This is a genomic window from Ruegeria sp. AWH4_226 (assembly GCF_056159225.1).
The window spans coordinates 39500-62575 of sequence record NZ_JBSWUU010000004.1 but is presented as its reverse complement, the minus strand read 5'-3'; the positions used below and the strand labels follow the sequence as shown (position 1 = coordinate 62575).

The following is a 23076-nucleotide window of genomic DNA, read 5'->3' as shown; positions in this document are numbered from 1 at the left end:
AATGGGGCCGGGTGCAGTATTCGACCAGCTAAAACTCGCGTTGTCGTCAAGCTACCCACGACAAGATTGAGCGAGCGTTCGCAGTCTCCCTCGCGTGAGCGACGGCGATAGCTGTAGTGGCGCACGTCCCAAACCGGCCCAACCCCCCCGAACGTGCACAGATGGGGGTTATGAGGAACAATAGTGGAACGCAGGATGCAGTGGCCATTCGCTGCGCGTTATTTGAACGCGAAAGACGCGGACTTTTCCGCCGTTGCCCTTCCTGGTGTTTGCTGACGCAGCATTTGTTCGCGGGTGCGGCGTGGTTTTCGCTGTGAAGCAGCCGATGTCGCCAAACCGGTCGTTCAAAGCCAGTCTGAGGCACGAAATTCGAACCACCCTTTCGCTGCAACTAGGACCGGTTTTCGAGGTGCGCAACATAACGCCATTTTGCTGCACGCACGCAGAGGTCGGCTTCAATAATCAGGGCCAATCAATAACGATGGTCTTTTCGGCTACCAACCTTCTGGTTTGCGCTGCATCTCCACGAATGGCTTAGTATATGAGGAAAGGTAATCGAAAGCACATTTTCACGCGAGAAGAAGAGAGTCAGGGACAATTGAACGGCACAAATGTGCTGGCCATACCTTCGTTCATCGTCATGATCGTCAGCAGATTGGCGAGCTCAAGCTCTTTTTGGGACCGCGGGCAGATATTCCCTGGTTCGATGCACCCAGCGTCAATGAATTGTTGGTTTTGTTCCAGTACTTCCGCTCGTATGCCAGAGGCTCCAAGGATACCGAGAGCATCATTAACCGCGCTTTGGTAAAGCTGACATTTCTGAACGCTCCAACTATCAGCCTCACCGTTTTGAGCCACCGCTATACCCGGCAAGGACGACACCAACGCGCTTAGAAAAGTATGAAAGAACCAGCTGTTTTTCATTTTGCTAAACCGTTTATCGGGGGGGGGGCGCAGATGAGCGGCCCCTTTTGTATGTTTTTTGTCGGGCGTTTATCTCGGCAATCATGGCCTGACCAATCTCTGAAACCACCTGATTGCGCAGCGCGAAATCGGCATCACTTTCGGTAATGTATATCGCTGCAAAGTAATGAACATCCGCCTCTGGCTGGAAGAACGCAATGATCGCGCGGGATCCATTGCCACCTGCGCCTGTCTTGTCGCCAATCACCCAGCCTTCGGGCAGATGGGCACGGATCAATGCATCGGCCACCTGATCGTCAATCATCCACTGGCGTAGCTGTGCCGCGGACACGGGTTCCAGAACATTACCCAAGAGCAGCTTTTCCAACGTGTTCAGGATCGCCGAAGGTGTGGACGTGTCCCGTGGATCCCCGGGTGCCGCCTCATTTAAAGCCGTTTCCCAGCGATCCAGCCGTGTGGTCTGATCCCCGATGCCGCGCAGGAAGGCGGTCAGCCCCTCAGGACCACCCACGGTCTCAAGCAAGAGGTTGCCTGCCGTGTTGTCGCTAAGCGTCACTGTTGCTTTGCAGAGTTCGCCAACTGTCAGCCCATTATGAAAATGTTTCTCTGTCACCGGGGAATAGGCAACCAGATCGCCTTCGGCATAGGTTACGCGCCGGTCTAGGTCTTCTTGCCCCGTATCCACACGCGCCAGAACCACGCCACACAGGAGGGATTTGAACGTGCTCGACATCGGAAAGCGCTCATCCGCACGCATTGCAACTTCCCAATCTGAAGAGGTGTCACGCAGCATAACCCCGATGCGCGCATCCAAACGCTCCTCCCAGTCGGCCACTGTATTTTGCAGGTCTTGCGCCCACAAGGGGACCGCAGTCACCGCGACCAAAGCCGCACTCAGGACTGTTCGAATATAGGCCTTCATAGGTCTTCCCTTCTTCTTTCTTGAGGATGCAAAATCTTTCCCTTTCAGGCAGGCTTAAAATGCAATGCCGATGGATCGCCCCAACATCCCCCTGAACGCACTGCGCTGCTTTGAGACCGCTGCTCGACAGGGCAGTTTCACCAATGCCGCCGTGGAGCTTTGCGGGACCCAAGCGGCTGTCAGCCATCAGATTTTGCGTTCGGAAGACCAGCTCGGCGCAAAGCTGTTTCACAGGACGTCCAAGGGGTAGCTGCTTACCCCGGAAGGCAAGGTACTGCTACCAGTTTTGACGACGAGTCTTGATCTCATCAACGGTGTGTTGGATCGGTTCACGGATGGTCGTTATCATGAGATGCTCAAAGTATGGGGGCAAAGCGTCTACAAATCTAGGGGCACCTCATTGGTCATGTAGCTTTGAGCCCGCTCAAGTGCATGAGGCTTCACAGCACCTGGAGGCGAGAATGGATTACCAAAGGAAAAAATCAGAAAGAAAATAAGTCCATTATAAGCGCCAAATATTCCCAGCAGAGTCAGGTTAATGCGCGTTGGCGGAAAAACAAAATACCCAAAGGCGATCAAAATCAAACCGGAGATCGCCACAAACCAGAATGGCAGGTTGTGGGACCCATACTTATTGCCATTCCGTTTGTATCGGAGATGTTCCAGCAGAATGACGTTGTCGATCAGGCTCTCGCGCAGGTTAGCTTGTGCGGCATTGCGCGTCTGCAATACAAGAACACTCGCGTACAGCTTTGTCGCTATGCTCTCGCCTTCAGGACCGACAGGCTCACCTAGTGTGAGTGCAGGCCATTCTTCATTCAGAACAACATCCAAATAGCGATGGACGGCATCGGTGATGTCACTTGTACCCTCCCCACCATGTAGACGGGCAGCTTTGTAAATGCTCTGCACTACTGATGCTTCATTCAATACTTCGGCCTCAAGGTTTTGAACTCCTGTGGCCAGTTGTGCAAAAACCAATGCGATTATCAGCCCGTGCAGCGCAGACAGGCGGAAGACGATTGATCCAGCCATATCCTCTGTAGAGGTATTGACGTCATTTTTGGCCAGCTTTCGTGCAAACCAGTAGGAGACGAACACAGCGACGAGAGTTGCGATGACGACTGCACACCCGAAAATGATTGTTTCAATCATCGCGAACCCACGACACAAAATCAGATGCAATCTTGAACCGTAAAGACTGCATCAAAATTGTTGCCCCACGTAAAAGTAGACAAAGGTTTCACCCATATCGTTGATGGAGCCATCAATCGAAAAGTCGAGAGCGAATTCTTTGGAAACCCGGTATCGCAAACCAAGACCACCGGCGTAGCGTGTTCCGCTATCTACGGACGTATTGTTCTTTTGAACTTCGCCGAGTCCGCCGTATGCGACATATCCGAACCGGTCGGAGATACGACCGCGATACTCGGCCTGAGCCGTAAGCATCGTGCTTCCGTAGAACTCAAACAGTGAAAAGCCCCGGAGCTCTGACCCCAACAGGCAGCTATCAAAGAATGGTGCGTGGTCTTCAATCCAACAGCCCGCCGCGCGTAGCGCAATGACCGACCGATCACCGGGTGACCAGAAATGGTCAAACCCAAGCGTGCCATGGCCATATTTCAACTGAAGCCCGCTGACTTCCTCCGAGTAGGTTACGGAGAAGTCCAGTTTGTTCCCGTTGGTTGGATAATAGCTGTCATCCCTGGTATCCCACCTGGCCAGCACGCCAACTGTAGCAATTGAATTATCTGCAAGGTCCTCGATTACAGGTGGTAGGGTTGAACCTCCAGCCCCTGCCAGCTTGCTTTCGAGATAACGGAAAGACACACCGGCAGACAGCGTCTCGGTGAACCCGTAACGGTATTCTCCTTGAAAGGCGACACCTTCTTGGTCGATCCGAACGGGTTGCCCGGCCAGGTAAAGATCATAATTTACATCGGCGGCGCCAAGGAACCCAAAAAAGTTGTGCCGGTTACTGTCAAAAGAGAGGCTTCCGCCCACTCCAAACCCATAACTGTCATCGGTGGTGCCAAACCCGCCGCCGCCCAGGAAGGACGTGTCTGAACCCTCGTCCATCTTGAGCAGATATCCGCCGCCCACGACCAGGCCCGTGCCGAAGGTTGGATCGTTGATCGGTATAGGGACAGCGAGGAATGATCCCGCACCAAATCCTGTTTCGGGTGCACTGGTATCCACCTTTTCATTTTTAGCGTCATCAGGCTCGGCATCCTGTGCCTGGGATTGCGCCGCAATGACGCTCAACAGGTTTGCGAGTACCAGGCATTGAAGAATATACCCACGGTACATCATTGTACTCCTAGAACGTCACGCGCAAACGGATACCAGCCGTCAGAACGTCGTCAAATGCTGTCGTTGCAGCAGGGTTTTTGACCCATTGGATTGAAGGGGTGATGACAAAGTTCTGAACCAGGGTGAACCGGTAAAAGGCTTCGGTTGTGATTTGATCGCGTAGTGCCGGATTCGACGGGTCACCCCAACTTACTCCGACGCCAATCACATCGCTGGCGACCCGATGCTCAGTGTCGATGGCTATTCCCAACCCAGCGGTCACGTCGGTTTTCATCAAAGATGCATTGCCGTCTGAGTGACCAGCAATAAAGAACGGAAACCACTTGTCCTTGTAGAGCCTGCTGGCGAGTAATGTGACACCTTTACTGGAGGGAACCCCCTTGGCCTCCAACGCATCCTGATGCCAGAATTGCAAGCGAACCACATCCCAGCGACGCCTGTCCGGCGTGGTCGGCCAGTACCGGAACTCAATCGATTGATAGAACTCTTTTTGTCCAATTGTATCGAAAGGGTTTCCTGCGGTTTTGGCATTTGCATCATGTATGCCGGCCACCACGCCAAAGTGCGGCGTAAACTCGTAAGCTATACCACCGCCGATCCCGCGTCCGGGAGATGGCTTGGTCAAACTGCTTTGCAACGCAAGATTCTGAAACCCGCGCAGGCTCGAAGACAAGGCATGGCCGTTGTACCAGGACAAGGCGCTGATCTTACCCAGCACGAACCGAAAACGTCCCTCTGCCAAAGACTGACGCCAGGCAAGTTCCGTTAAGGCAAAACCAAAATCGCTGAACCCTCCCGACGGGGTGATGCCTCCGTACTGCCCCGCAAGGCTTGTCGGTGGAATTGTTGTGCCAAGGGTGGTGCGTTCCTCCAAACGAAAGGTCAGTTTGCCAACGTTTTTGGTGCCTCGCCCCACCAAAGCCCAAGCCCCCTGGAGTTGCAATCGGGCGGCAGCGGCATTGTCTTCGCCCAGCGTCTTGTTCACCTCCTGACGCAGGGATTGATAGCTGAACCCGAGCTCCAACCCGTATTTGTCGTTGATCCGCTTCTTCCAATCGAACCAGGGCGAAAAAAACTTTTGGAGTCTCGGGAAGGTGAGAAGGCCATCAACCCGGTGGTTGTCGATCCAGAGATCCTCAGTAACGCTGTCGCCTGTTTCAAGGCTCGCCGGTTCTTTATATCCAGACAGCGTCTGACTCTGGTCTGTCGAACTTGATTGAGCGTTGGCACAGACGCTGCTCAGGAACAGCAATGCCGCGCCGTAGGTTACTTTACGAACCAACGCTTTTGAGCGGCAAACTGGTTCTGGCGTCATTTGGCCTCTGTTCCCGTGAGTGTGTAGTACTGGTGCAAGTCATCGCCAACCATCTGAACCGGCTTGTCAGTACTTCCTTCGATAATCAGGTCTGCGGAGGGTGTGCCCACGTGAAAACTCCAACCCTCCGCCGGCTTCAGTTGGTCTTGCAGGTTTGATGGGTCGCCGTCTTTTACCTCTGCGCCATAGGCGTTCAGAATGTACTTATTGCCGTCGGTGTCGACCAATTCGTACACCGGGCTTCCGGCCTTGAAGACCATCGTCTGGTCCTTTGCGCTGACATAGGGTTTGTAAGGATCGGCCCCTTTACCTGACCCGAGCGCCGAAAGCGGTAATGTGGCCGCGTATTTGGCGTCGATCCCACCAAAGGTTTTCGTTTGCCCCATACCAAGTGTTTGGTCATCCATGGCCCAGAAATGTGGCCCGTTGAGTTGGGCTTTGTTGGCACCGTGATCTGCAGCCAGCTTTGTGACATCGATAGCCTTAAACAAATCCTCCGGGCAACCGGCAGAGTCGCTGGTGTTGTAAATGTCTACATGGTCGTCGAATACCAGTAGAAACTCGCAATAGCGCATACCTCGAATATCGTTGAGTGTAATGCTGTCCATTTGCTGGTCTTGCGCACGCGCCATACCCGTGACCGCCAAAACGACTCCGAATAAGGAGGATATAGTTTTTGTCATTGTATTCATTTGTTTGTCCTGACTCTGTCGACGTGCGCGCCCCATGCTCGCACACAACAATGGTTTGACATAGCGCTCAATCACAAATGTCGCCGTCAGCGCAGTTGCGGACAGCCGCGCCGCGCCAGCCAGTCACACCGGGACCACGAGCGCCGACGCCCACACCATGAAACCCCGCGCCGACTCCTCCGCCTGGCCCGAAAGTGTCGATGAACAGCGCCACCGCGCCGCCGGTCGCAGGCACCGTGCCGCCCAGCAATTTATAGTGATAGACGAGGTCGCCGCCCTCCAGCGCCGGATCGGACAGGACTAGGACGGCCGCCTGGTTCTTTTCCTGACCTTCGTTGTAGACGGACAGGGTGGCGTTCGGCGGGTTGATCGCGAAACTGTCGTCACCGGTAGCCCAGTGTTTCACAAAGGTCTCAGTGTCCGCATGGCCGGCGATGCGAACCGGGCGGTCGCTGAAGTAGATCGTTTGATCAGAGACTCCGACCAGCCGCAGGGTCTCCGTGTCGGCCTGCATCGACTTCGCCCCTTGGACGAAAAGCAGGTGAACCTCCGGTTCCTCCGACGAGACGCTGGTGAGTGGCAAGATCGCGAGGGCAGCAGAAAGGAAGGCCGCAGGTATCGCCGTGTTCATGATCAATCGCTTCTCAGGCATCTTTTTTCTCCGAAAATCGGGGAGGCTCCGGCGTCGTGGGCACCGTCACGATCCCGCAAGTTCCTTGTTGCAGGCACGGGTGGCCTCGATCGCCGCCTTGGTGCCGGTCAGGTCGACAACGAACAGGCCCTCTTTCTCCGGAAAGGCGACGAGGACCTGACCGTTCGCGACCGCGTCCACGAATTCCGGGCTGTCGGTCAACGCGTAGCCGCCGGCATAATCGCCGCGGAGCTTGCTGCTCTTGATGCCATAGGATTTGCCAACGAACACCTTGCCGTCGACGATGACCTCGATTTCCTGGCTGTCCTTGATCTTGACGTCGGCGAGCGTGAACACGCCGACATAACCATACTGATGATCCTTGGTCAGGCCCATCTGGAACACGTTGCCGACGTCGTCGACCCGTTCGGCCAGGCAGGTCTTGGTGTCGCCGTCGGCGTAGACCGTCCACAGCTCCATTTCCTTGTAAACGGTAAAGGAATCCGCGCTCGACGGGATCGGGCTGTCGGTGTCGGCCAGAGTGGCGGTCGCGGATATGGCTGTCACGACGATGGCGGCGAGGAACATGTTGGGTTTCATGATGTCTCCTTGGGTGAAAGGGTCGGGTATTGGAAATCCGGACGGGTCATCCGCCGCGTTTCGGCATCGGCTGCAGGACTATGAAACCATTGTCCCACATGTAGTAGAACCGCCCGCCGAAGCCCGGCGACAGCAGCGTGTTGAAATTCATCGTTTCGAAGAAATCGGACTCCGCCAGCACGCGACCGGTCTTAGCGTCCAGCCAGATTGCCTGCTGCTTGTAGGTCGGGTTTGCGGTCTGCATCAGCATTTCCTGGGTGACCCCGGGTTCGGCCCGGGCGGTGCCAAGCACGCGCTTGTCGGCCGGACCGTACAGCGCCTGCAGGGCCGTGGTGGCGCCATCCATTGTCCAGGCCACGGTCATTTCGCCGGTGGCCTGATCCAGCGTGACAGCACCGATCTTCATCATGTTCTGGTCGGTCGAGAACACCATCGAATTGTCGACATCAACTGCCGCCTTGGGCGGCGCCCAACTCATCCCCGTCGGCAACTCGGTGCCAAAGGGATAGACACGGGTGATCCTAGTGGGGTCGCTCTGACTGACCGCCACGATCGAGGAGGCGGCTTTCGTTGTGGGGGCGCCGTTGACTTGCAGCACGATCCAGTCGCCGAGTATGCCCGGCGCGTCGCCCGTGGTCTGGCCCTCTTCGAGATAGTTTGGAACGATCCAGTTCTCGTCTTGCGACAGGCTTTTGGTCTCGGGGTCCCAGACGAATCGGTAGAGCTTTAGTATTGAAGGCGCATAGATCGTTATCTTGCCGTTGTGCATGGTAATCGTGTGCGGCACGAGCGTGTTTTCGGGAACGCTAACACTGTCGTAGATCTCGAACGTGTCCGAGTTGATGGCGTGAATCGTCGAACCCGGCGCGGCTTCCGCGCCACCAGGGCACTGGACCGCCGCCAGTGTGCCCTGAATGTTGCAGGGTGTGGGCCGGGTTTGGTTCTTCACGATCAAGGTGCCGTCCGGCGCAATGGTCAGGTGCTTGAAGTTGCTGCCTTCGGGCGGCGCATCGGCCGGAAGGTCGACATGTTTCAGGGTGCGCCCGGTATCGCCATCCAGCAGCACCAGATGATTGCCAAAGGCGATCGGGATATTGCCGTTGGGCAGGATGTTGAGGTTCGCCGCCCCGGTCCATTCGCCGGAGACGTTGGCGTTTTGCAGGACCGTGCGCCAGATTTCCTTGCCTGTGGTGGCATCGACCTTGGCGACGAACGGCCCTGGCGGCACCACGCCTTGTGCTGGCGGGTTGTTGCCGCCGGTCAGGTACAACTCTCCCGGATAGCGATTGTTCATGAACAGCACGCCCTGATACTCGCCATCGGCGCGATAGGCGTAAACGTCGTTGGGCCCGTCCCAGTCACCCAGGAACGTGGCACAGGGGTAAAGCTGGCTGCGCGTGGAATCGGCGACTTCGGCGCCATTCATCGATTTGAAATATCCCGGTGTGTCCAGCCCCTGGACACAGTTCCATTCGCGCTGAATTGTCGCCAGATCGCCCGGCATCGGACCGTTGGCGGCTGCCGGATTTCCCTCGGCCAGGGCCAGGTTCGCAATTGCGATCACATGCATGACCGCAAAGGTTAACGAAACAACGCGCATAGTATATCCTCTTTTCAAATCCATCAGGCTGGAATCCAATCGAATCAAGCCATTGGACCGGAGCTTAAACGCATAAAAGACAGATCATTTGACTTTACGCGCCAGCCTCTTACCCGCGCTAAAAATTAATTGTTCTGTTGACCGACTAGTTGTGAAGCCGTGCGACCCGTCATGCGCCGTACCGCACGGCTCAGCGCCGATTGTTCCGAATATCCCAGTCTTTCCGACAATTCGGCGAGGGAGACATTCTCAGAACCGAGATGCGAGATCATCAGCTCGTGCCGCACTCGGTCAAGCTGTGCGGAGAAGCTGGTCCCCTCGTTCGACAGTCGCCGTTGCAGGCTGCGGACACTTGTCCCGGCGGCCCGGGCCAGGCTGTTGATTGTGGGTTCTCCGCCGTGCAGCATCGCGGCAATCACGGGTCGCATGGATGCAGCAAGGCTGTTGTCGACGACAAGCGGGGCGATCTTTCTGGCAGAAGCCGTCATGGACCGGTCGCGTGCCACGGTGCGAAACGGGTTTTCGGCAATGGACGCGTCGATGCTAATCGTGATCTCGGGATGTGAAGCCTCGGACAGGCGTTCGCCAAAAGCCGGCTTGAGGTGGCAGAAACCATAGTCTGGATGCGGCACCATTTCGATGCCATGCAGAATTGGCGGCTGCAGTCCTGTAAAGCAACATAATTGCTGGATCAGTGAAGCAAACAAGACATGCACCGCGTGGAGGCTTTCACCGTCCAAACCCATCGCGTTCGCAAGCGTGACCTGAGTCTTCGTTGTGTTGGACTCTACCCGCAACGTTTCATGGCTTGAATGAAAAGGCAGCGCGAACGAAAGACGCTGCAACGCTTCCAACGGTGTTCTTGCACCGAGCGCGACACCGCCAATGAAACCGAGTTCGGTGAGGCTTGCCTGCGTTACGATCCGAACCCCGACATCCGGCCCGTGGTCGCGAGCGAGGTTCCGCAAGAGTTCGACCCCGTTCAGAACGGGAATGGGGTCAAATGGCGACAACGCAAACCAATATTCGAGATCGGCACCTTTCAGATATGCATCAGTATCATAGTGGTTGACTTCCATCCATCGTACCAGCGGCAAGACATTGCCAGCGCGGATCAGCGGTACGGTTTGGGTCATTTTGCCTTGCATCTGGTTTTGTTGAACTAAGCCTACTGTTCAAGAAATCAGACATCCATATGTCAGTGTCAACAAGCTAAACGCCATATTTCAATTATGTACCACGCATAGTTCCAACGTAATAGTACAGCAGTTTCGGCCCAAATTCCCAACTAGTGAAGCAGACATCTGATGGTCCTTTCGGACTAGACATTCGGGCATTGCCAACTTGTTTGCCTGTTGTGATCCGACTAGGTCTCACGCATGAAGATGCCATCCAAGATGCCTCGCCTGAAGGGCTTTCGTTTTCCGCGCGAGATCATTGCCTATGCGGTCTGGGCCTATCACCGGTTTGCGCTCAGCGCTGCCGATGTTGAAGATCTGCTCGCGGAACGCGGTGTGATGGTAAGTCGGGAAACGATCCGGCAATGGGTCAACCGCTTTGGCCGCCATTTCGCAAATTGCCTCAGGCGAGACCGGCCAGCCGCAGCAAACAAATGGCATTTGGACGAAGTGGTGATCCCGATCAACGGTAAAAAATGCTGGCTCTGGCGGGCGGTGGATGCGAACGGAGATACCCTTGATATCCTCGTCCAACCGCGGCGGAGTGCAAAGGCAGCCCGCCGCTTTCTGAAGCGGTTGATTTCACAATTTGGCGAACCACGTGTCGTGATTACGGATAAGTTGAGAAGCTATTTCAAGCCCATCCGTGATCTCGCGCCGGGCGCGGATCATCGAGCACACAAAGGGTTGAACAATCGGATCGAAGGATCACACAGAACAACCCGAAAGCGTGAAAAGCTCATGGGACGCTTCAAATCTCCACGGCAGGCGCAAAGGTTCCTTGCCGCTCACGACCAGATCAACACCATATTCCGACCTCGCCGCTATCGCCTCTCTTCCATTTCCTACCGCAACGCCCGATCGGACGCGCACGATCTCTGGAACGGCTATGCTCTCGAGTTGGTCGCCTAACCGCGCCGGCAAAGGCTCTTTGCAACCGCTGGCAAACAACTTGGCAATGCCCTTGCCGGTCATAATCATTGCCATGTCGACGACTGTCGGCTGGATGATCCTGGAAACCGCCGGTCTCAGCTTTCTAGGCCTTGGCAGCCAGCCGCCGCAAGCCGACCTGGGATCAATGCTGGGCGAGGCGCGGTCTGCCCTTATTTCACATCCGCATACGTCGGTGGTTCCGGGGATAATGATCTTTCTGATTGTTATGTCGATAAACCTGCTCGGCGATGGAGTGCGCGATGCACTCGACCCGCGCCTGCGGTCTGGGGCACTGTCCCGTCCACGCGCCATGACGTTGGTTGAGCGCAAGGGGGAAGTCCCGGCACCAACCGACAATCTACTCGCAATTCAGGATTTGCAGACCCAGTTTCACGTTGGCGACCGCGTTTATCGAGCTGTCGGTGGTGTCTCCTTATCCATCAAAGCGGGGGATTGCTTGGGTGTTATTGGTGAGAGTGGATCAGGGAAATCGGTCACAGCACTTAGCGTCATGGGATTGGTGGCCTCACCTCCGGGCGTGATCACCGGCGGCGCGGTGCGGTTTCAGGGCGAGGATCTGATTGGCGCTTCTTATGAGAGCCTGCGTCAGAAGCGCGGTGATCGCGTCGCATATATTTTTCAGGATCCACTATCTACTTTGCATCCGCTCTATCGCGTTGGGCGACAGTTGGCTGAGGCGATCCAGTCGCATCACGATATCCCAAAGGCCGAAGCGCGGGCCCGGGCCGTACAGCTTCTCAGGGATGTGCGCATACCGAACGCCGAGGCGCGGGTGGACAATTACCCGCACGAATTGTCGGGCGGAATGCGACAGCGCGTTGGCATTGCGATGGCGCTGGCAAATGAACCCGACGTGATTATTGCAGATGAACCGACGACCGCCCTTGACGTCACCGTACAGGCTCAAATCCTCTCTCTCCTTGACGATTTGCGGCGCGAGCGTGGGTTGGCGATCATCTTTATCACGCATGACTTTGGCGTAGTCGCACAGCTTTGCGATCGAATTGCTGTCATGTATGCCGGACAGATCGTTGAGGAGGGTCCGACGCCATCTGTATTGGAAGCGCCAGCCCACCCTTATACCAAGCGTCTGATCGCCTGCGTTCCGGAACTAGGTGGTGGACAACGCGCATTAGCGGCTATCCCCGGATTGCCCCCACTTGTCGACAACCTTCCGTCGGGCTGCGCCTTTGCCCCGCGTTGCGAAAAGGCGCAAGACACGTGCCGAACGGGCGAAGTGATGTTGAAAGGTGATGCCTCTCGCGCGGTTCGTTGCCACTATCCCGAGGAGGCGATCTGATGCCCGCGCTCAAAGTGGACAATCTGGCAAAGACCTTTGCGTTGAAAAAACCGCTATTCGGCGCTGCTCCGGCAGGGGTGCGCGCGGTGCGGCCGACGTCGTTTCAGGTTGAAACCGGTGAAACACTGGGTGTGGTCGGGGAATCTGGGTGTGGTAAGTCCACATTGGCGCGGATGCTGGTCGGGCTTCTGGACGCCAGCGAAGGGACAATCGAAATTGAAGGGAAAGCGCTCGACAACGCGGACCCCGCCAAATTCGGCAAACTGATACAATATGTGTTTCAGGACCCGAACAGCAGCCTCAACCCGCGGAAAACCATTCGGCAGGTTATGGAAGCGCCGCTTAGACGCCTTCACGGGATGCCAAAGTTCGAGCGTGAAGCACGAGTTTCCCAAATTTTCGCATCGGTCAATTTGCGAGAAGAGTTCCTCGAACGCTATCCTCATGAATTTTCGGGCGGGCAGGCGCAGAGGATTGGAATCGCACGGGCTTTGGCCGCCAACCCCCGGATCATAGTGCTGGACGAGCCCGTTTCAGCGCTGGACGTGTCGGTGCAGGCACAGGTTTTGAATCTGCTGGCTGACCTCAAAACAGAGTTTGGTCTGACCTACCTTTTCATAACACATGACCTTGCAGTGGTTGAGGCTGTCAGTGACCGGATCATGGTGCTGTATTTTGGTTCGGTGGTCGAGATCGGAGATGCCAGACGCATCTTTGCAAATCCTCGTCATCCCTATACAAAACTGCTGGCTGAAAGCGCGCCGGTTGTTGGCCGTCCACTCACCGCACCCGAGCAAAAGGGAACTGAGCTTCCGGACCCGTTGAATCCCCCACCGGGCTGCGCCTTTGCAGGACGCTGTCCACGTGCAACCGAATTGTGCCGGACACAAGAGCCAGAGCTTGAACCAATGGGAGAAGACCAACTTGCCGCCTGCCACCATCCGATCCAAGACTGAACCCAGGCTCAGCAGACCGGTCCAGGTCGCCGAGGCGATCAAGGACTGGGTGGTAGAGCAGGGATTGCAAGCCGGGGATAGACTGCCCGGTGAAGCAGAGCTGATCGAACGTTTCGGAATGGCCAAAGGCACGATCCGCGAAGCAATGCGAGTGCTGGAAGCGCAGGGCCTGATCAAGACCCGCACCGGACCAGGCGGTGGCAGTTTCGTGCACGAAGTCAGCCAACAGCGTGCCAAAGCATTGTTGGGGAATTATTTCTACTTCAAGGATCTCACGATTGGCGACATCTACCAGCTACGTTTGACTTTGGAGCCAGAGCTGGCAGCAACGCTTGCGGGGCAACTGCCCGAGGAAATCTTGTGCCAGCTTGAGGAAAACATCGCGGAATATTCCGAACCGGCAACCTCCGCCAATGAAGAGCGCGAACAACACGTTGCGTCGCTCCGGTTTCATGCCATTCTCGCGGAGCAGGCAAAAAATCCACTTCTTGGTTTCATCATTGATTTCATGGTTAATCTTTTGGCGGACCTGACGGTATACCGCCAGCTTTACTCGCCGCCAAATACCGAACTTTGGAAGCAGGGCCGTGACCATCAGCAGCGGCTTGTCGCTGCCTTGCGGGACGGTGATTCAGATCTGGCCCGGTCCATTATGGCCGGCCATATGGAGATTGCATGGACCCTAATGCGCCAGCAGGAAGCCGAAATGCAGCGCCGGTTTCTATCGGATTAAAGTGACCAGTTTCAACCACTGGAACGAATGCACCAACTGCTTGGCCGCTTATCCAGCGGCGCAACACTAATCACAAGCCCGATCATTATGCTTGTTATCATTGCACATGAAAGTGACACTTCTGAAATGCTCACAGGTGACGTTTTAACTTTGCGGGTACACGGTAAGGCGGTGTAAGCTAAATTATGTTAAATTTCGTATTTCCTGAGTTTCATGAAATCAGATTTGGCTTGGGCTCCGCATCACTTTTTGTGCTTTCTAAACTGTCCCGTTGGCGCTGATGTCAGACATACTGCATGACTTCACACTTTGGAAAATGAGCCTCCCGACCGGCTTTGGCTATTTTTTAGAGTGTAAGGTGATAGTACGATTCCTCGCACGGAAGTTGGTCCGAATGGAAGTCGGAGGGTTTCCTCCAAAGCGCGGATAAAAGTAAAGTTCGATTTGGCTAACGATGGCGCGTCCGATCGGCAACGCCGTCAAAGGTGATCGGAGTATTCCAGTCTTCAGTGGAACGGGTCATCTCTATTCCTTCGCCTGTCATTGTTGTCTCAGTGTGTTCTGTCCATTTGAAAATGCTGCCATTCTTCGGCGGCCAGAATTTCGACTCGCTACGCTGCTGTTTGTTCTAATTCTTGTGAAGCGCGATGTCCGTTTTGGCGAAATCATCGCCCTTGTAGGCAAGCCCGATGCGGTATGCCTTCGCGCAGGCGTAGGCGAAACAATCACCGAAATTCAGATCTGCTGGATGCCCAACCGCCTGGCCATACTCTGCCGCGGCGCGGATTGCGGCATCGCCAACGATGGTGCTAATTTGGATGTCACGCACTGAAAGCTCTCCCAACAATTGGCTCACTGTTGCGGCACTATCTGCCAGCAACTCCGGTCTTGGTTTTTTGTGCTTTCCAGACCGCGCCCGGGCGAAACAAATACTCGCTTCGTAACGGGCCAAAGGCGACGAGAACAACTGATCCGTCACCGCCTCGATGCGGCCCACAAGGTCCTCTTACCCCGGTTCTCGCAACAGGATGGCAACGATAGCAGACGCATCAATAAACACTACATGCCTTCATAAATTTCATCTGAATATTTTTTCATGTCGAAGCTCGGATCTGGCTCACCAATTGTGTCTGCGCGTTCTAATATGGGCTGCAATCTTTCGAAGAGTGTCATACGGCTTTTTACGGCGTCAAGCTGTGCTTGCAGCGCGTCACGAACCGCCTCAGTCTTGCTCTTGGCTCCTGTCGCTTTTTTCACCTTTTCGGCCAAAGCATCAACAGAATCGTCACGGATATAGAGCGGCATTTGCGTATCCCGCTGCTACTCAAATGAATATCTCGTTTGGGATATTCAAGTAAATCAAGAAGAATATTCACGCACCCGTGTTGACATTTCTTACAGGTTTCAACCTGCTAGGGTCAGGATCCATAAAATGGCTCTGGCCTCAACGGCGGCTTCTTTTAACAACATCAGACGTTTGGAAGAAATGCCCCTATGACCGGGTCGCGGACTCTGTAGACATTTGCCCACTCACGTTGGACTTTCGCTCCCGGTCAACAAGCTCACGTCTCGAAGCACTCGGCTAACCCGCTGCTTTTGCAGTTTGTAAAAAACCCAGTTCTTGATCTTCTTGCTTTCGACCAAGCCCGCCTCCTGAAGGATCCTCATGTGGTTCGTCACTGTCGGCTGTTTGAGGCCTATTTTATCAGTGATGAAACCAACACAGACGCCATCATCGACCAAATCGCCGTCCACCTGTGGCGGGAAGTGGCGTTCGGGCTCAGCCAGCCAATGAAGGATGCGCATGCGGTTCTCATGTGCTAGCGCGCTGAGGTTCTGCGCTATTGACTCAAAATCCCAATCTGAATAGTCACTCATCTATATAGATTCTCCACTATGTAGGCTCCTTATGTCATCAGTCAGTCAAGTCTTCAACTTCGTCCATTGCGACGTCTTTGCGACCAAACCCTATTCCGGCAACAGCCTTGCAGTGTTTACCGACAGCCAAGGGATGAGCGGTGAACAGATGTTGAGCATCACCCAAGAGCTTCGCCACTTCGAATCGATCTTTCTGCACGAATCGAGTGACCGGATTTCTGCTCGAGTTTTCGATTTGTTCGAGGAGCTGCCATTTGCCGGACACCCCATCATCGGTGCAGCTTGCACATTGCACAGGCAATCAGGTGCCGAATTCAAACGTATCTGGACTATTGAGCTCCAAGGAGGGCGAAGCGTCCAGGTTGCCACGGAACATCGCGATGGCTGCTACTTCGGCACACTTGATCAAGGGCGTCCAGAGATGCTGAACGTCGTGGATGCAACACCCGAGCTTGCCCGTGCCTTCAATTTGGATACTTTCCCCGACCTACCGATGGAGGTCATTTCCACGGGACTTAAGTATCTCGTTGTCCCCGTTGACGGCGGCCTTAGAAATGCGCGCATCACGGTGCCGGATTTGGAAGATATGCTGGAAAGCTTAGGCGCTGAGTTCGCTTATCTTTTCGACATCAACACGTTCGAGGGGAGGCATTGGAATAATGATGGGATTATGGAGGATGTGGCAACAGGGAGCGCTGCGGGCGTCGTCGGGGCCTATGCGCTGAAGCATGGGTCGCACCGCCAGGCGAAAGCTTCTCCCTTAAGCAGGGCCATTTTATGGGACGCCCCAGCGAGATCATCGTAACTCCCTACGGTGTGCCTGACGACATAGAGCGGGTCAGTGTGGCTGGTGAGGTTGCGTTTGTGGGGAAAGGCGAGGTCATCGCTCCATGATCCCGTTTTTTGGCCCCGAAGATATCCGGCCTCATCTGGATATCGAAAGTCTGATCCCAACGGCAGAGGCGGCATTCCGTGCCATTTCGGACGGGTCGGCTCAGGCCCCCGTCTATGTGCTGCACCCAAACGATCGCGCCGATATCCATGTGAAGTCTGCCACGCTGCCCAGCTGTCCGATCTTCACCGTGAAAATGGCAGGTTGGTCGCAAGCCCTTGTTGACCGGGGCGAACCAGCGTCCAGCGGTATGATCGCTGTTTTTGACAGCGAAACCTGCAAACCACTCGCGATCCTGCAAGACGATCACTTGATTTCGGACTATCGAACTGCTGCGGCAGGGGCTTTGGTAGCCAGATTGCTTGCTCCCGAAGCCGTGTGCTCCGCGTTGATTGTCGGCACAGGGGTGCAAGCACGTTTGCAAGCTGAAGCGCTATTGCTGGTGCGTCCGATCACGAAATTGAAAATCTGGGGCCGGTCGACTGCGAAGGTCTCGGCACTAGTTCAAGACCTTAAATTTGCATTTCCAAAAGTCGAAATTTCTGCAGTAGACAGCCTGCCCGCCGCCATCGCACAGGTCGAGGTCATCGTAGCAGCGACGGGCGCAAAGAACCCGATGATCCGTGCAGAATGGATCAAACCAGGGCAACTTATCATCTCTGTCGGCTCCGATGACACAACGAAATGCGAGATTGATCCGGCGATCCTGATCGATGCCGATGTCTATGTTGATGCGGTTGATTCAGCTATCAAATACGGTGCGCCAAGCCACGCGATCACCGAAGGTTTCATCAAAAAGACGAACCTTATCGAAATTGGTTTGTTGAACGGAACCATTGCCAAGTGCAATGCAAGTCCAACGGTGGCCTGTCTGTCAGGTCTGGGGATCCAAGACTTAACTGCAGTAAACGGATTCTGGAACAACCTGCAACATCCACGATAATATGCTGCCATTCACGCATAGTGCGGCATCCAGTAAAGTGGGCTCGCTGCTGTAGTCTGACCCTTTCAGTCAGATGACGGGCTCACCATGCTGAGCGGACATTGGTATGATGGATTCCATTCGCGTTGGCACTGTGAATCAAGGGCGACATGAGGATTATCCATGTCGCTTCTGTTCCGGCTCGACCACGAGCGCCTCAACCGCATCAAGCACTGATACCAGAAGCCGCGCGAAGTTCCGCGATCAGACGACCGCACGGTTCTCAGTGGTATCATCCATCTCACCCGCAATGGCCTGCGGTGACTGGATGCGCCGACTGAATATGAGCCACTCAAAACGCTATACAATTGATTTGTTAGATGGTCGCGCCTCGGCGCCTTTGCACGTATCTTCCATGAATTGGCAAAACCGGGGCTCGATGGCGAAACCATCACGATCGACAGCACCCATCTGAAAGCACACCGAACAGCGTCAAACCTTTCAAAAAGGAGACCCGGGTACGAGCTATTGGGCGAACCAAAGGCGGTCTAAACAGCAATTTGCACGTGGTCTGCGACGGTCGAGTACGACCTCTTACTGTCGTCCTCTCAATCGGGCAAATAAGTGACGTCAAGGGAGCGCTGGCTTTGCTCAGCAGCCTCCTACCTGCCAAGGCCTATTGGGAGACAAAGGATATGATACAGTCTGGTTTCGAGAGGAATTGGCTTGACGTGGTATCAATGCTTGCATTCCGGCACGTCGAGGAAGAAAAAACCCAGCCGCCCACGGCGCCACGCTCTAACGCGAATGACATCGTGTCGAGTACTTGATTGCCCGGTTGAAGGACTGGCGTCGTATCGCGACCCGTTGCGACCGATGTAGCGAACTGTTCCGGTCGGCAATTTGAATGTCCGCGACCGTCATCTTCTGGTTATGAATCCCGAGCCTAGCTCATGTTGACAAATGGCGCGGCCAGAGGCGGATTGATGTGATGTCTGTGAAACCGAAGTCGCTGCACTGGCTCGAAATAATAACTCTTAGGCAACGATACACCCCGAGACATCTGCCGTCGGACAGCTAGCCATTTTTTCCTACGTCCATATCAGAATATCGCCTGGAGATGTCCGCTACAAAATCTACGAGTGAAATCCCCAAACCATCACACAGGCTTTTCAGCGTTGCCAAGCTGGGTTGGTGCTTTCGGCTTTCCAGAAGCGAAATGTAGCGGATGCTTTTGCCGGCGCGATGAGCAAGTTCTTCCTGCGACAAACCAGCGTTCACGCGCGCGGCACGAAGTGCAGCGCTGAATGCGTTGAGAAGGAGCGCGGTCTCTGTTTCATCTGACATTCAGAGAAGAACACAAATCTTCTCACTTGCCACCATGAAGTATTCTATGAATAATGAAGTAAACTGTGAATTTTCGAAAGTCCTTCTGCATGCAAGTGATTTCGCTGGTGACCAGCAAAGGTGGTTCGGGTCGGACAAACGCGCTTCTGGTGATGGCGGCTGGTTTTGTGTTTCACGACAAACGTGTTTTGGTAATCGACACAAGCGCCAGTGCAAAAACCGGGGTCAAACCAAATCGCTCTTCTTTCTATAGAAGCTGGCAAGAAAGGATGGAAGGTGGATTAATTGATGCCGCGCAACTGAAACTGGCATCCTGCTGGACAGACATACGACTTGCGGAAATGTTGGCGGCGGCGGAACAAGACGGAGTCGACATCGTTTTACTTGATGCGAGACTGGCGAACCGGCGAATGCTTGAAAAAGTGTCAGGGCGATCCGACTTGATCATTGCATCTGCGGAAACAGAGCTTCGGGTTAGAAGATCCCTGGAAAAAGCTGCCGAGTATTGCACGCACCATCGACTCAGGACTGGACTGCTTGTTAATAGCCCAAATTTTACGCCGAACGTCACGGATGATCTCTCCACTGAGAGCCCAATGCCGGTTTCAGATTCGGATTTGTTCGCGTTGGACGTAATCGCACAACAGGTTAGCTTGGAGGAGTTCGCTTACACAGCTATCGCGTCGCCATTCTACTCAACGGTCGGGCGACTTGAAGATGTTCGACTCGACAATTTTTTCTGGGGTGCCCTGGCAAGGCCAATGAGAAATTGTCTAAAAAATCAATACGGCAAATCCCCATATGTCAGCCCGCAAGGAAATGCTTACAAAGTGTTTCAGCTAAAAGGACAGGTCTTGCAAAGCGGCGAGACCTGAAAGAGTGACTAGAGCTTGCACTGATCGCATTTGAGCTAGTCACAGCCTGCTGTCGGACAATTTTGTCAAATATTCACCAGAGAATACCATGGTTGCAAGTCCACGAAACTGATCAACCTGCTTTTTCGCATGGCTTCAATTATTCACGGATAGCCTCGTGTAAGCGAATCCGCAATCTGACCAAACTGCACGATTGCAATCAATTCAAACTCGATTGCTTAGACGGCCAGCGCAGGCCAGAAGGGGTGCCCTACCCTAAAGGCTGAATCCGTCATCGTCGCCGCGTTCCTGTACAAGCGAGTGTGTTTCTCGGGCGTGAACCTGAGAAAGTTCTTCGGATATTTCGATGATGCGAGAAGAAGCATGCTGATGCAGTTGAGTGACAACATCTCCAGCATGTCTGTGACTGTCAGTCATTCCTAGAGCTTTAAAGTGAGCGGATGCTGTCTCGATATCCTCGGCTTGCCAGCTTAGTGTTGTTCCCAGGCTAATGTTAGGATGATCGCCGAAGCGAGCGATAAACTTTTCACCATCCAGGCCATAACTTTCGGCGGTATTTTTGAGGTCGTTGCGGATTGCGGCCCATTTTCCGGCTTCCAGGTATTCCAGTGCATCCATTTGCTTGGTGCCCATGCCCATCATTGTTGAATAGCGGTTATCCTCGATTATGTAGTTTAAAAGCTCGGGATCGTTAGGCCGCATATTGGCTACCTCGCCTTTTAGTTCACCTATCCGAATATCCATTGAGACGCGCAAATGAGGGTTTTCTACCTCGCGCGCTAGCGCTTCCATCTTGTCGATGGACTGCATTATTGTAGCTGACTTTGACATCCAGCTGTCTGTCACGTCGTCACCTAAAGTGTCGCGCATATAGACTTCATAACGCTCCGTTGGCAGCGAGTAGTTGTCTGACGCCTGATAGGCTTTGTGATCGACAATATCCGCCATCGCTGAGAGCGTTCCGCTGCCCTGTTCAATGTGTTGATGATCATCGATATGCTGGATCACGCGGGCTTTCAGATCAGGGCTGATTGTTTCCTCGTCTTTGCCTTGCTCGATGTGTTGACGCAGCTCGCGCATTAACTCCGGAGACTTGTATTCAGGATCTCCCGGCTCACCATAATCATCGAAATGATGGGCTTGATCCAACAGATGCTCCATTCTTGATACCATAGGTTCTTGTCCTTCTATGAGCTTGATGGCGTACTCTTCGATCTTGTCTTTGATGGCGTTGGCGCGCTCATCAAAGACGTTCGACATTCTTGCGATGGATAAAAGCATCACATCGGCCGCCTTATCGCGGGCCGTGACTTCGACTTCCGGAGTGGTCTCTACGATGGACATTCCCTTTTGAACTTTCCACGTATCGGTCTCGACTTCCTGCCTTAATCCGCGCTCTAGGCGGGTGGTGGCGGTTAGCTCTATTCCGTATTCTGCTGCTGCCTCGACCTGGATGTTTCGCTGTACGTCGATGTTCATTTCGCTGCTCATTCCCATGGCAAGCCACTGACCGTTTTCGACACCTCTGTTGTTCACAACGATATGGACATGGGGGTTATCAGTGTCGTTGTGTAACACGGTCAGATAGTCCCATTTGTCTCCAAAATCACCACTGCCGAATAGTCGATCTGCGAACTCCAAACCGGCTTCATGAGCCGCGTCCGGATAGGTACCTTCGGGAAAAGAAACGATCATATGACGGGTGTAACCGTAGTTGGTTTTACCGTTGAAATCCTCGACCCATGTCTCGATCAAATCATTTATCTGATCTGCGTCGAGCGGGGTCACGCCGTTATCTCTGATGTCCAGTACACCGTCTGCCCTGACGGTCAGATAATTGATCTGGCGGCGCAGTTCTTGGGCGTTTTTGACGCCTCCTTTTCGGACATGTTTTACAACGGCTTCTGGCTTTCCGTACACAGCTCCGAGCCGTGCTTTTACGGACGAAGCTCGCGATACCATGAACTGCACACGTTTGGCGGTCTGCAACTGATGATTGATCTGCCTGGATCGATCGGCACCTTTCTGTGCGTCGTGAAACGCAAGTTCCAACAAGTCTGCAGCGGTCATATCGCGGGCGGCGACGTTCATTCTTCAGGTGTCCAATCATCGTCACGCAAGATCCTACGAATGGCGGATTCTGGCTCTCGGTTGCGGCGCGCTGCTACGATCATCGCCTTCAGATCTTGTCGCTGCTGGATGATCGCACGATGGAGATTTTCCACATCGTGCCGGTCGTCATCCGTCCAGATCACAGTGCCGCGCTTGGCTGATTTCGCAAGCTGATTAAGGTTCGTGTAACCGCCTTGAACTTGCCTCAAATGTTTCTGCCACAAATCCACCAAAGCAGGGTCAGGATCGAGATACCCGATCAATCGATACACAAGGCGTTGGATGACCTGGTTCCGGCTCTTGGCGCCGAGGGCCTTTACAGCTTTGTCCAATCTCGCCTTGGCATCGATTGGAATGCGGACTGAAAAGTTCTCGGTATCGGCGGATTTATTCATAGCTCTGATTTCGTTGAGAGAAATTTGTAACGCAACCACCTTATCCTGTCATAATCACCAAGAGTAAACCGATGCGATTTGGGAAATTCGTATTTTCCCACAATCGTGATCGGAGCAACTTTGCTCTTGGTGGCTATTTCCACGCCGGGAAAAGGGTTCCGTCCCTTTTCCAACCAACAGGCGTGGGTGCCGGAGGACTGGCGCAGGGCAATCACGCAAAGCGTGGGCTGCCCGGACAGCGCCTGTCACATTCCGGCACGTTAAATGCATTCTGCATTTTCCGCGCGCCGTGGCGCGCTCCGGTTCCCGTCACCTCGGCGGTGAGTGCCGGTTAGCTGGTATCAGCTCTTCCGATCAGGCTAATGGTCCTGCAAATCGGTTTAACCGCCGTTGGACAAGTCGTCGAGCTGACCCGCTGTGGCAGGACCCGTCGCGGCGTCTCGGTGAGCTTCTCCGAAGCAGAGGGTTTGCTTAGCTTCGCGTTAAGTGGCGCAAATGGGGATCGAGCGTGCAGCCTTTACGTTAGCTTTGATCGGA

General features: G+C 54.4%; 24 protein-coding genes and 2 pseudogenes. 10 read left to right on the top strand and 16 right to left on the bottom strand.

Annotated features, from left to right (window positions below):
* Window positions 1-588 precede the first annotated feature (588 nt).
* The gene (locus ACXAET_RS21295; RefSeq protein ID WP_475190429.1) at window positions 589-924 is read right to left on the bottom strand and encodes a hypothetical protein; all 336 of its coding nucleotides are present in this window, start codon (window positions 922-924) and stop codon (window positions 589-591) included.
* Window positions 925-937: 13 nt separating this feature from the next.
* Complete coding sequence (gene bla / locus ACXAET_RS21290) at window positions 938-1846, bottom strand: class A beta-lactamase (protein WP_475190425.1); 909 nt, start codon at window positions 1844-1846, stop codon at window positions 938-940.
* 64 nt (window positions 1847-1910) lie between these two features.
* Between bla and ACXAET_RS21285 the strand changes: the two genes are divergently transcribed.
* Window positions 1911-2096, top strand: a complete 186-nt coding sequence (locus ACXAET_RS21285) for a LysR family transcriptional regulator (RefSeq protein ID WP_475190422.1) — start codon at window positions 1911-1913, stop codon at window positions 2094-2096.
* A gap of 128 nt (window positions 2097-2224) precedes the next feature.
* Here the strand turns inward: ACXAET_RS21285 and ACXAET_RS21280 are convergent, their stop codons facing one another.
* From ACXAET_RS21280 to ACXAET_RS21245, 8 genes are all read right to left on the bottom strand, one after another.
* The gene (locus ACXAET_RS21280) at window positions 2225-3001 is read right to left on the bottom strand and encodes a bestrophin-like domain (RefSeq protein WP_475190418.1); all 777 of its coding nucleotides are present in this window, start codon (window positions 2999-3001) and stop codon (window positions 2225-2227) included.
* A gap of 51 nt (window positions 3002-3052) precedes the next feature.
* A complete protein-coding gene (locus ACXAET_RS21275; RefSeq protein WP_475190414.1) occupies window positions 3053-4156 on the bottom strand; it encodes a BamA/TamA family outer membrane protein in 1104 nt (367 codons plus the stop codon).
* A gap of 10 nt (window positions 4157-4166) precedes the next feature.
* The gene (locus ACXAET_RS21270; RefSeq protein ID WP_475190409.1) at window positions 4167-5474 is read right to left on the bottom strand and encodes a carbohydrate porin; all 1308 of its coding nucleotides are present in this window, start codon (window positions 5472-5474) and stop codon (window positions 4167-4169) included.
* On the bottom strand, window positions 5471-6166 hold the full coding sequence (locus ACXAET_RS21265) for a hypothetical protein (protein ID WP_475190406.1): 696 nt from the start codon (window positions 6164-6166) through the stop codon (window positions 5471-5473). The genes ACXAET_RS21270 and ACXAET_RS21265 overlap by 4 nt, the downstream gene beginning before the upstream one ends.
* Before the next feature lie 67 nt (window positions 6167-6233).
* Window positions 6234-6818 carry a hypothetical protein gene (locus tag ACXAET_RS21260; RefSeq protein WP_475190402.1) on the bottom strand — a complete coding sequence of 195 codons (585 nt, stop codon included), beginning with the start codon at window positions 6816-6818 and terminating at the stop codon, window positions 6234-6236.
* Window positions 6819-6863: 45 nt separating this feature from the next.
* Window positions 6864-7397, bottom strand: a complete 534-nt coding sequence (locus tag ACXAET_RS21255) for a hypothetical protein (protein ID WP_475190397.1) — start codon at window positions 7395-7397, stop codon at window positions 6864-6866.
* A gap of 46 nt (window positions 7398-7443) precedes the next feature.
* The gene (locus ACXAET_RS21250) at window positions 7444-8997 is read right to left on the bottom strand and encodes a hypothetical protein (protein WP_475190393.1); all 1554 of its coding nucleotides are present in this window, start codon (window positions 8995-8997) and stop codon (window positions 7444-7446) included.
* 125 nt (window positions 8998-9122) lie between these two features.
* The gene (locus ACXAET_RS21245; protein WP_475190390.1) at window positions 9123-10133 is read right to left on the bottom strand and encodes an AraC family transcriptional regulator; all 1011 of its coding nucleotides are present in this window, start codon (window positions 10131-10133) and stop codon (window positions 9123-9125) included.
* A gap of 243 nt (window positions 10134-10376) precedes the next feature.
* On the opposite strand from ACXAET_RS21245, the gene ACXAET_RS21240 reads away from it, so the two are divergent.
* The 4 genes and pseudogenes from ACXAET_RS21240 (at window position 10377) to ACXAET_RS21225 (ending at window position 14118) form a co-directional block, all read left to right on the top strand.
* Entirely contained in the window at window positions 10377-11087 is a 711-nt protein-coding gene (locus ACXAET_RS21240) for an IS6 family transposase (protein ID WP_475190385.1), read from the top strand.
* Between the two features lie 52 nt (window positions 11088-11139).
* Window positions 11140-12429, top strand: a pseudogene (locus tag ACXAET_RS21235) (dipeptide/oligopeptide/nickel ABC transporter permease/ATP-binding protein); the annotation flags it as partial.
* On the top strand, window positions 12426-13385 hold the full coding sequence (locus ACXAET_RS21230; protein ID WP_475190586.1) for an ABC transporter ATP-binding protein: 960 nt from the start codon (window positions 12426-12428) through the stop codon (window positions 13383-13385). The pseudogene ACXAET_RS21235 and the gene ACXAET_RS21230, both read left to right, overlap by 4 nt.
* Window positions 13354-14118 (top strand): FadR/GntR family transcriptional regulator, encoded by a 765-nt coding sequence (locus tag ACXAET_RS21225; RefSeq protein ID WP_475190381.1) that lies wholly within the window; start codon window positions 13354-13356, stop codon window positions 14116-14118. The genes ACXAET_RS21230 and ACXAET_RS21225 overlap by 32 nt, the downstream gene beginning before the upstream one ends.
* Window positions 14119-14746: 628 nt before the next feature.
* On the opposite strand, the gene ACXAET_RS21220 is transcribed toward ACXAET_RS21225, so the two are convergent.
* The 3 genes from ACXAET_RS21220 to ACXAET_RS21210 form a co-directional block, all read right to left on the bottom strand.
* Complete coding sequence (locus tag ACXAET_RS21220) at window positions 14747-15097, bottom strand: PIN domain-containing protein (RefSeq protein ID WP_475190585.1); 351 nt, start codon at window positions 15095-15097, stop codon at window positions 14747-14749.
* Between the two features lie 80 nt (window positions 15098-15177).
* On the bottom strand, window positions 15178-15423 hold the full coding sequence (locus tag ACXAET_RS21215; RefSeq protein WP_475190378.1) for a type II toxin-antitoxin system VapB family antitoxin: 246 nt from the start codon (window positions 15421-15423) through the stop codon (window positions 15178-15180).
* Between the two features lie 225 nt (window positions 15424-15648).
* A complete protein-coding gene (locus tag ACXAET_RS21210; protein ID WP_475190375.1) occupies window positions 15649-15996 on the bottom strand; it encodes an ArsR/SmtB family transcription factor in 348 nt (115 codons plus the stop codon).
* Between the two features lie 31 nt (window positions 15997-16027).
* Here ACXAET_RS21210 and ACXAET_RS21205 point away from each other — a divergent pair, with 31 nt between their 5' ends.
* From ACXAET_RS21205 to ACXAET_RS21195, 3 genes and pseudogenes are all read left to right on the top strand, one after another.
* The gene (locus ACXAET_RS21205) at window positions 16028-16801 is read left to right on the top strand and encodes a PhzF family phenazine biosynthesis protein (protein ID WP_475190371.1); all 774 of its coding nucleotides are present in this window, start codon (window positions 16028-16030) and stop codon (window positions 16799-16801) included.
* Between the two features lie 85 nt (window positions 16802-16886).
* Window positions 16887-17831: an ornithine cyclodeaminase family protein gene (locus ACXAET_RS21200; RefSeq protein ID WP_475190365.1), complete on the top strand. Its 945-nt coding sequence runs from the start codon at window positions 16887-16889 to the stop codon at window positions 17829-17831.
* 162 nt (window positions 17832-17993) lie between these two features.
* Window positions 17994-18717: pseudogene (locus ACXAET_RS21195) on the top strand (IS5 family transposase).
* A 170-nt stretch (window positions 18718-18887) separates the two neighbouring features.
* Here ACXAET_RS21195 and ACXAET_RS21190 read toward each other — a convergent pair.
* Window positions 18888-19157, bottom strand: coding sequence for a helix-turn-helix domain-containing protein (locus ACXAET_RS21190; protein WP_475190360.1), 270 nt, complete (start codon window positions 19155-19157; stop codon window positions 18888-18890).
* A gap of 89 nt (window positions 19158-19246) precedes the next feature.
* Here ACXAET_RS21190 and ACXAET_RS21185 point away from each other — a divergent pair, with 89 nt between their 5' ends.
* Window positions 19247-20032: a ParA family protein gene (locus tag ACXAET_RS21185; protein WP_475190358.1), complete on the top strand. Its 786-nt coding sequence runs from the start codon at window positions 19247-19249 to the stop codon at window positions 20030-20032.
* Window positions 20033-20287: 255 nt separating this feature from the next.
* Here ACXAET_RS21185 and ACXAET_RS21180 read toward each other — a convergent pair whose 3' ends face one another.
* Both ACXAET_RS21180 and ACXAET_RS21175 read right to left on the bottom strand, forming a co-directional pair.
* On the bottom strand, window positions 20288-22123 hold the full coding sequence (locus ACXAET_RS21180; RefSeq protein ID WP_475190356.1) for a relaxase/mobilization nuclease domain-containing protein: 1836 nt from the start codon (window positions 22121-22123) through the stop codon (window positions 20288-20290).
* A complete protein-coding gene (locus tag ACXAET_RS21175) occupies window positions 22120-22539 on the bottom strand; it encodes a ribbon-helix-helix domain-containing protein (RefSeq protein ID WP_475190353.1) in 420 nt (139 codons plus the stop codon). Before ACXAET_RS21175 ends, ACXAET_RS21180 begins: the two co-directional genes overlap by 4 nt.
* Before the next feature lie 71 nt (window positions 22540-22610).
* Between ACXAET_RS21175 and ACXAET_RS21170 the strand changes: the two genes are divergently transcribed.
* The gene (locus ACXAET_RS21170; protein WP_475190351.1) at window positions 22611-22874 is read left to right on the top strand and encodes a hypothetical protein; all 264 of its coding nucleotides are present in this window, start codon (window positions 22611-22613) and stop codon (window positions 22872-22874) included.
* The last annotated feature ends 202 nt before the right edge of the window (window positions 22875-23076 follow it).

Excerpts from the sequence above, each read along its gene's own strand:
- ACXAET_RS21295 (WP_475190429.1), bottom strand. The coding sequence starts at position 924 with ATGAAAAACAGCTGGTTCTTTCATACTTTTCTAAGCGCGTTGGTGTCG.
- ACXAET_RS21185 (WP_475190358.1), top strand. The coding sequence starts at position 19,247 with ATGCAAGTGATTTCGCTGGTGACCAGCAAAGGTGGTTCGGGTCGGACA.
- bla (WP_475190425.1), bottom strand. The coding sequence starts at position 1,846 with ATGAAGGCCTATATTCGAACAGTCCTGAGTGCGGCTTTGGTCGCGGTG.
- ACXAET_RS21175 (WP_475190353.1), bottom strand. The coding sequence starts at position 22,539 with ATGAATAAATCCGCCGATACCGAGAACTTTTCAGTCCGCATTCCAATC.
- ACXAET_RS21210 (WP_475190375.1), bottom strand. The coding sequence starts at position 15,996 with ATGAGTGACTATTCAGATTGGGATTTTGAGTCAATAGCGCAGAACCTC.
- ACXAET_RS21275 (WP_475190414.1), bottom strand. The coding sequence starts at position 4,156 with ATGTACCGTGGGTATATTCTTCAATGCCTGGTACTCGCAAACCTGTTG.
- ACXAET_RS21265 (WP_475190406.1), bottom strand. The coding sequence starts at position 6,166 with ATGAATACAATGACAAAAACTATATCCTCCTTATTCGGAGTCGTTTTG.
- ACXAET_RS21205 (WP_475190371.1), top strand. The coding sequence starts at position 16,028 with ATGTCATCAGTCAGTCAAGTCTTCAACTTCGTCCATTGCGACGTCTTT.
- ACXAET_RS21190 (WP_475190360.1), bottom strand. The coding sequence starts at position 19,157 with ATGTCAGATGAAACAGAGACCGCGCTCCTTCTCAACGCATTCAGCGCT.
- ACXAET_RS21250 (WP_475190393.1), bottom strand. The coding sequence starts at position 8,997 with ATGCGCGTTGTTTCGTTAACCTTTGCGGTCATGCATGTGATCGCAATT.
- ACXAET_RS21180 (WP_475190356.1), bottom strand. The coding sequence starts at position 22,123 with ATGAACGTCGCCGCCCGCGATATGACCGCTGCAGACTTGTTGGAACTT.
- ACXAET_RS21270 (WP_475190409.1), bottom strand. The coding sequence starts at position 5,474 with ATGACGCCAGAACCAGTTTGCCGCTCAAAAGCGTTGGTTCGTAAAGTA.
- ACXAET_RS21200 (WP_475190365.1), top strand. The coding sequence starts at position 16,887 with ATGATCCCGTTTTTTGGCCCCGAAGATATCCGGCCTCATCTGGATATC.
- ACXAET_RS21260 (WP_475190402.1), bottom strand. The coding sequence starts at position 6,818 with ATGCCTGAGAAGCGATTGATCATGAACACGGCGATACCTGCGGCCTTC.
- ACXAET_RS21280 (WP_475190418.1), bottom strand. The coding sequence starts at position 3,001 with ATGATTGAAACAATCATTTTCGGGTGTGCAGTCGTCATCGCAACTCTC.
- ACXAET_RS21245 (WP_475190390.1), bottom strand. The coding sequence starts at position 10,133 with ATGACCCAAACCGTACCGCTGATCCGCGCTGGCAATGTCTTGCCGCTG.
- ACXAET_RS21240 (WP_475190385.1), top strand. The coding sequence starts at position 10,377 with ATGAAGATGCCATCCAAGATGCCTCGCCTGAAGGGCTTTCGTTTTCCG.
- ACXAET_RS21285 (WP_475190422.1), top strand. The coding sequence starts at position 1,911 with ATGCCGATGGATCGCCCCAACATCCCCCTGAACGCACTGCGCTGCTTT.
- ACXAET_RS21170 (WP_475190351.1), top strand. The coding sequence starts at position 22,611 with ATGCGATTTGGGAAATTCGTATTTTCCCACAATCGTGATCGGAGCAAC.
- ACXAET_RS21255 (WP_475190397.1), bottom strand. The coding sequence starts at position 7,397 with ATGAAACCCAACATGTTCCTCGCCGCCATCGTCGTGACAGCCATATCC.
- ACXAET_RS21215 (WP_475190378.1), bottom strand. The coding sequence starts at position 15,423 with ATGCCGCTCTATATCCGTGACGATTCTGTTGATGCTTTGGCCGAAAAG.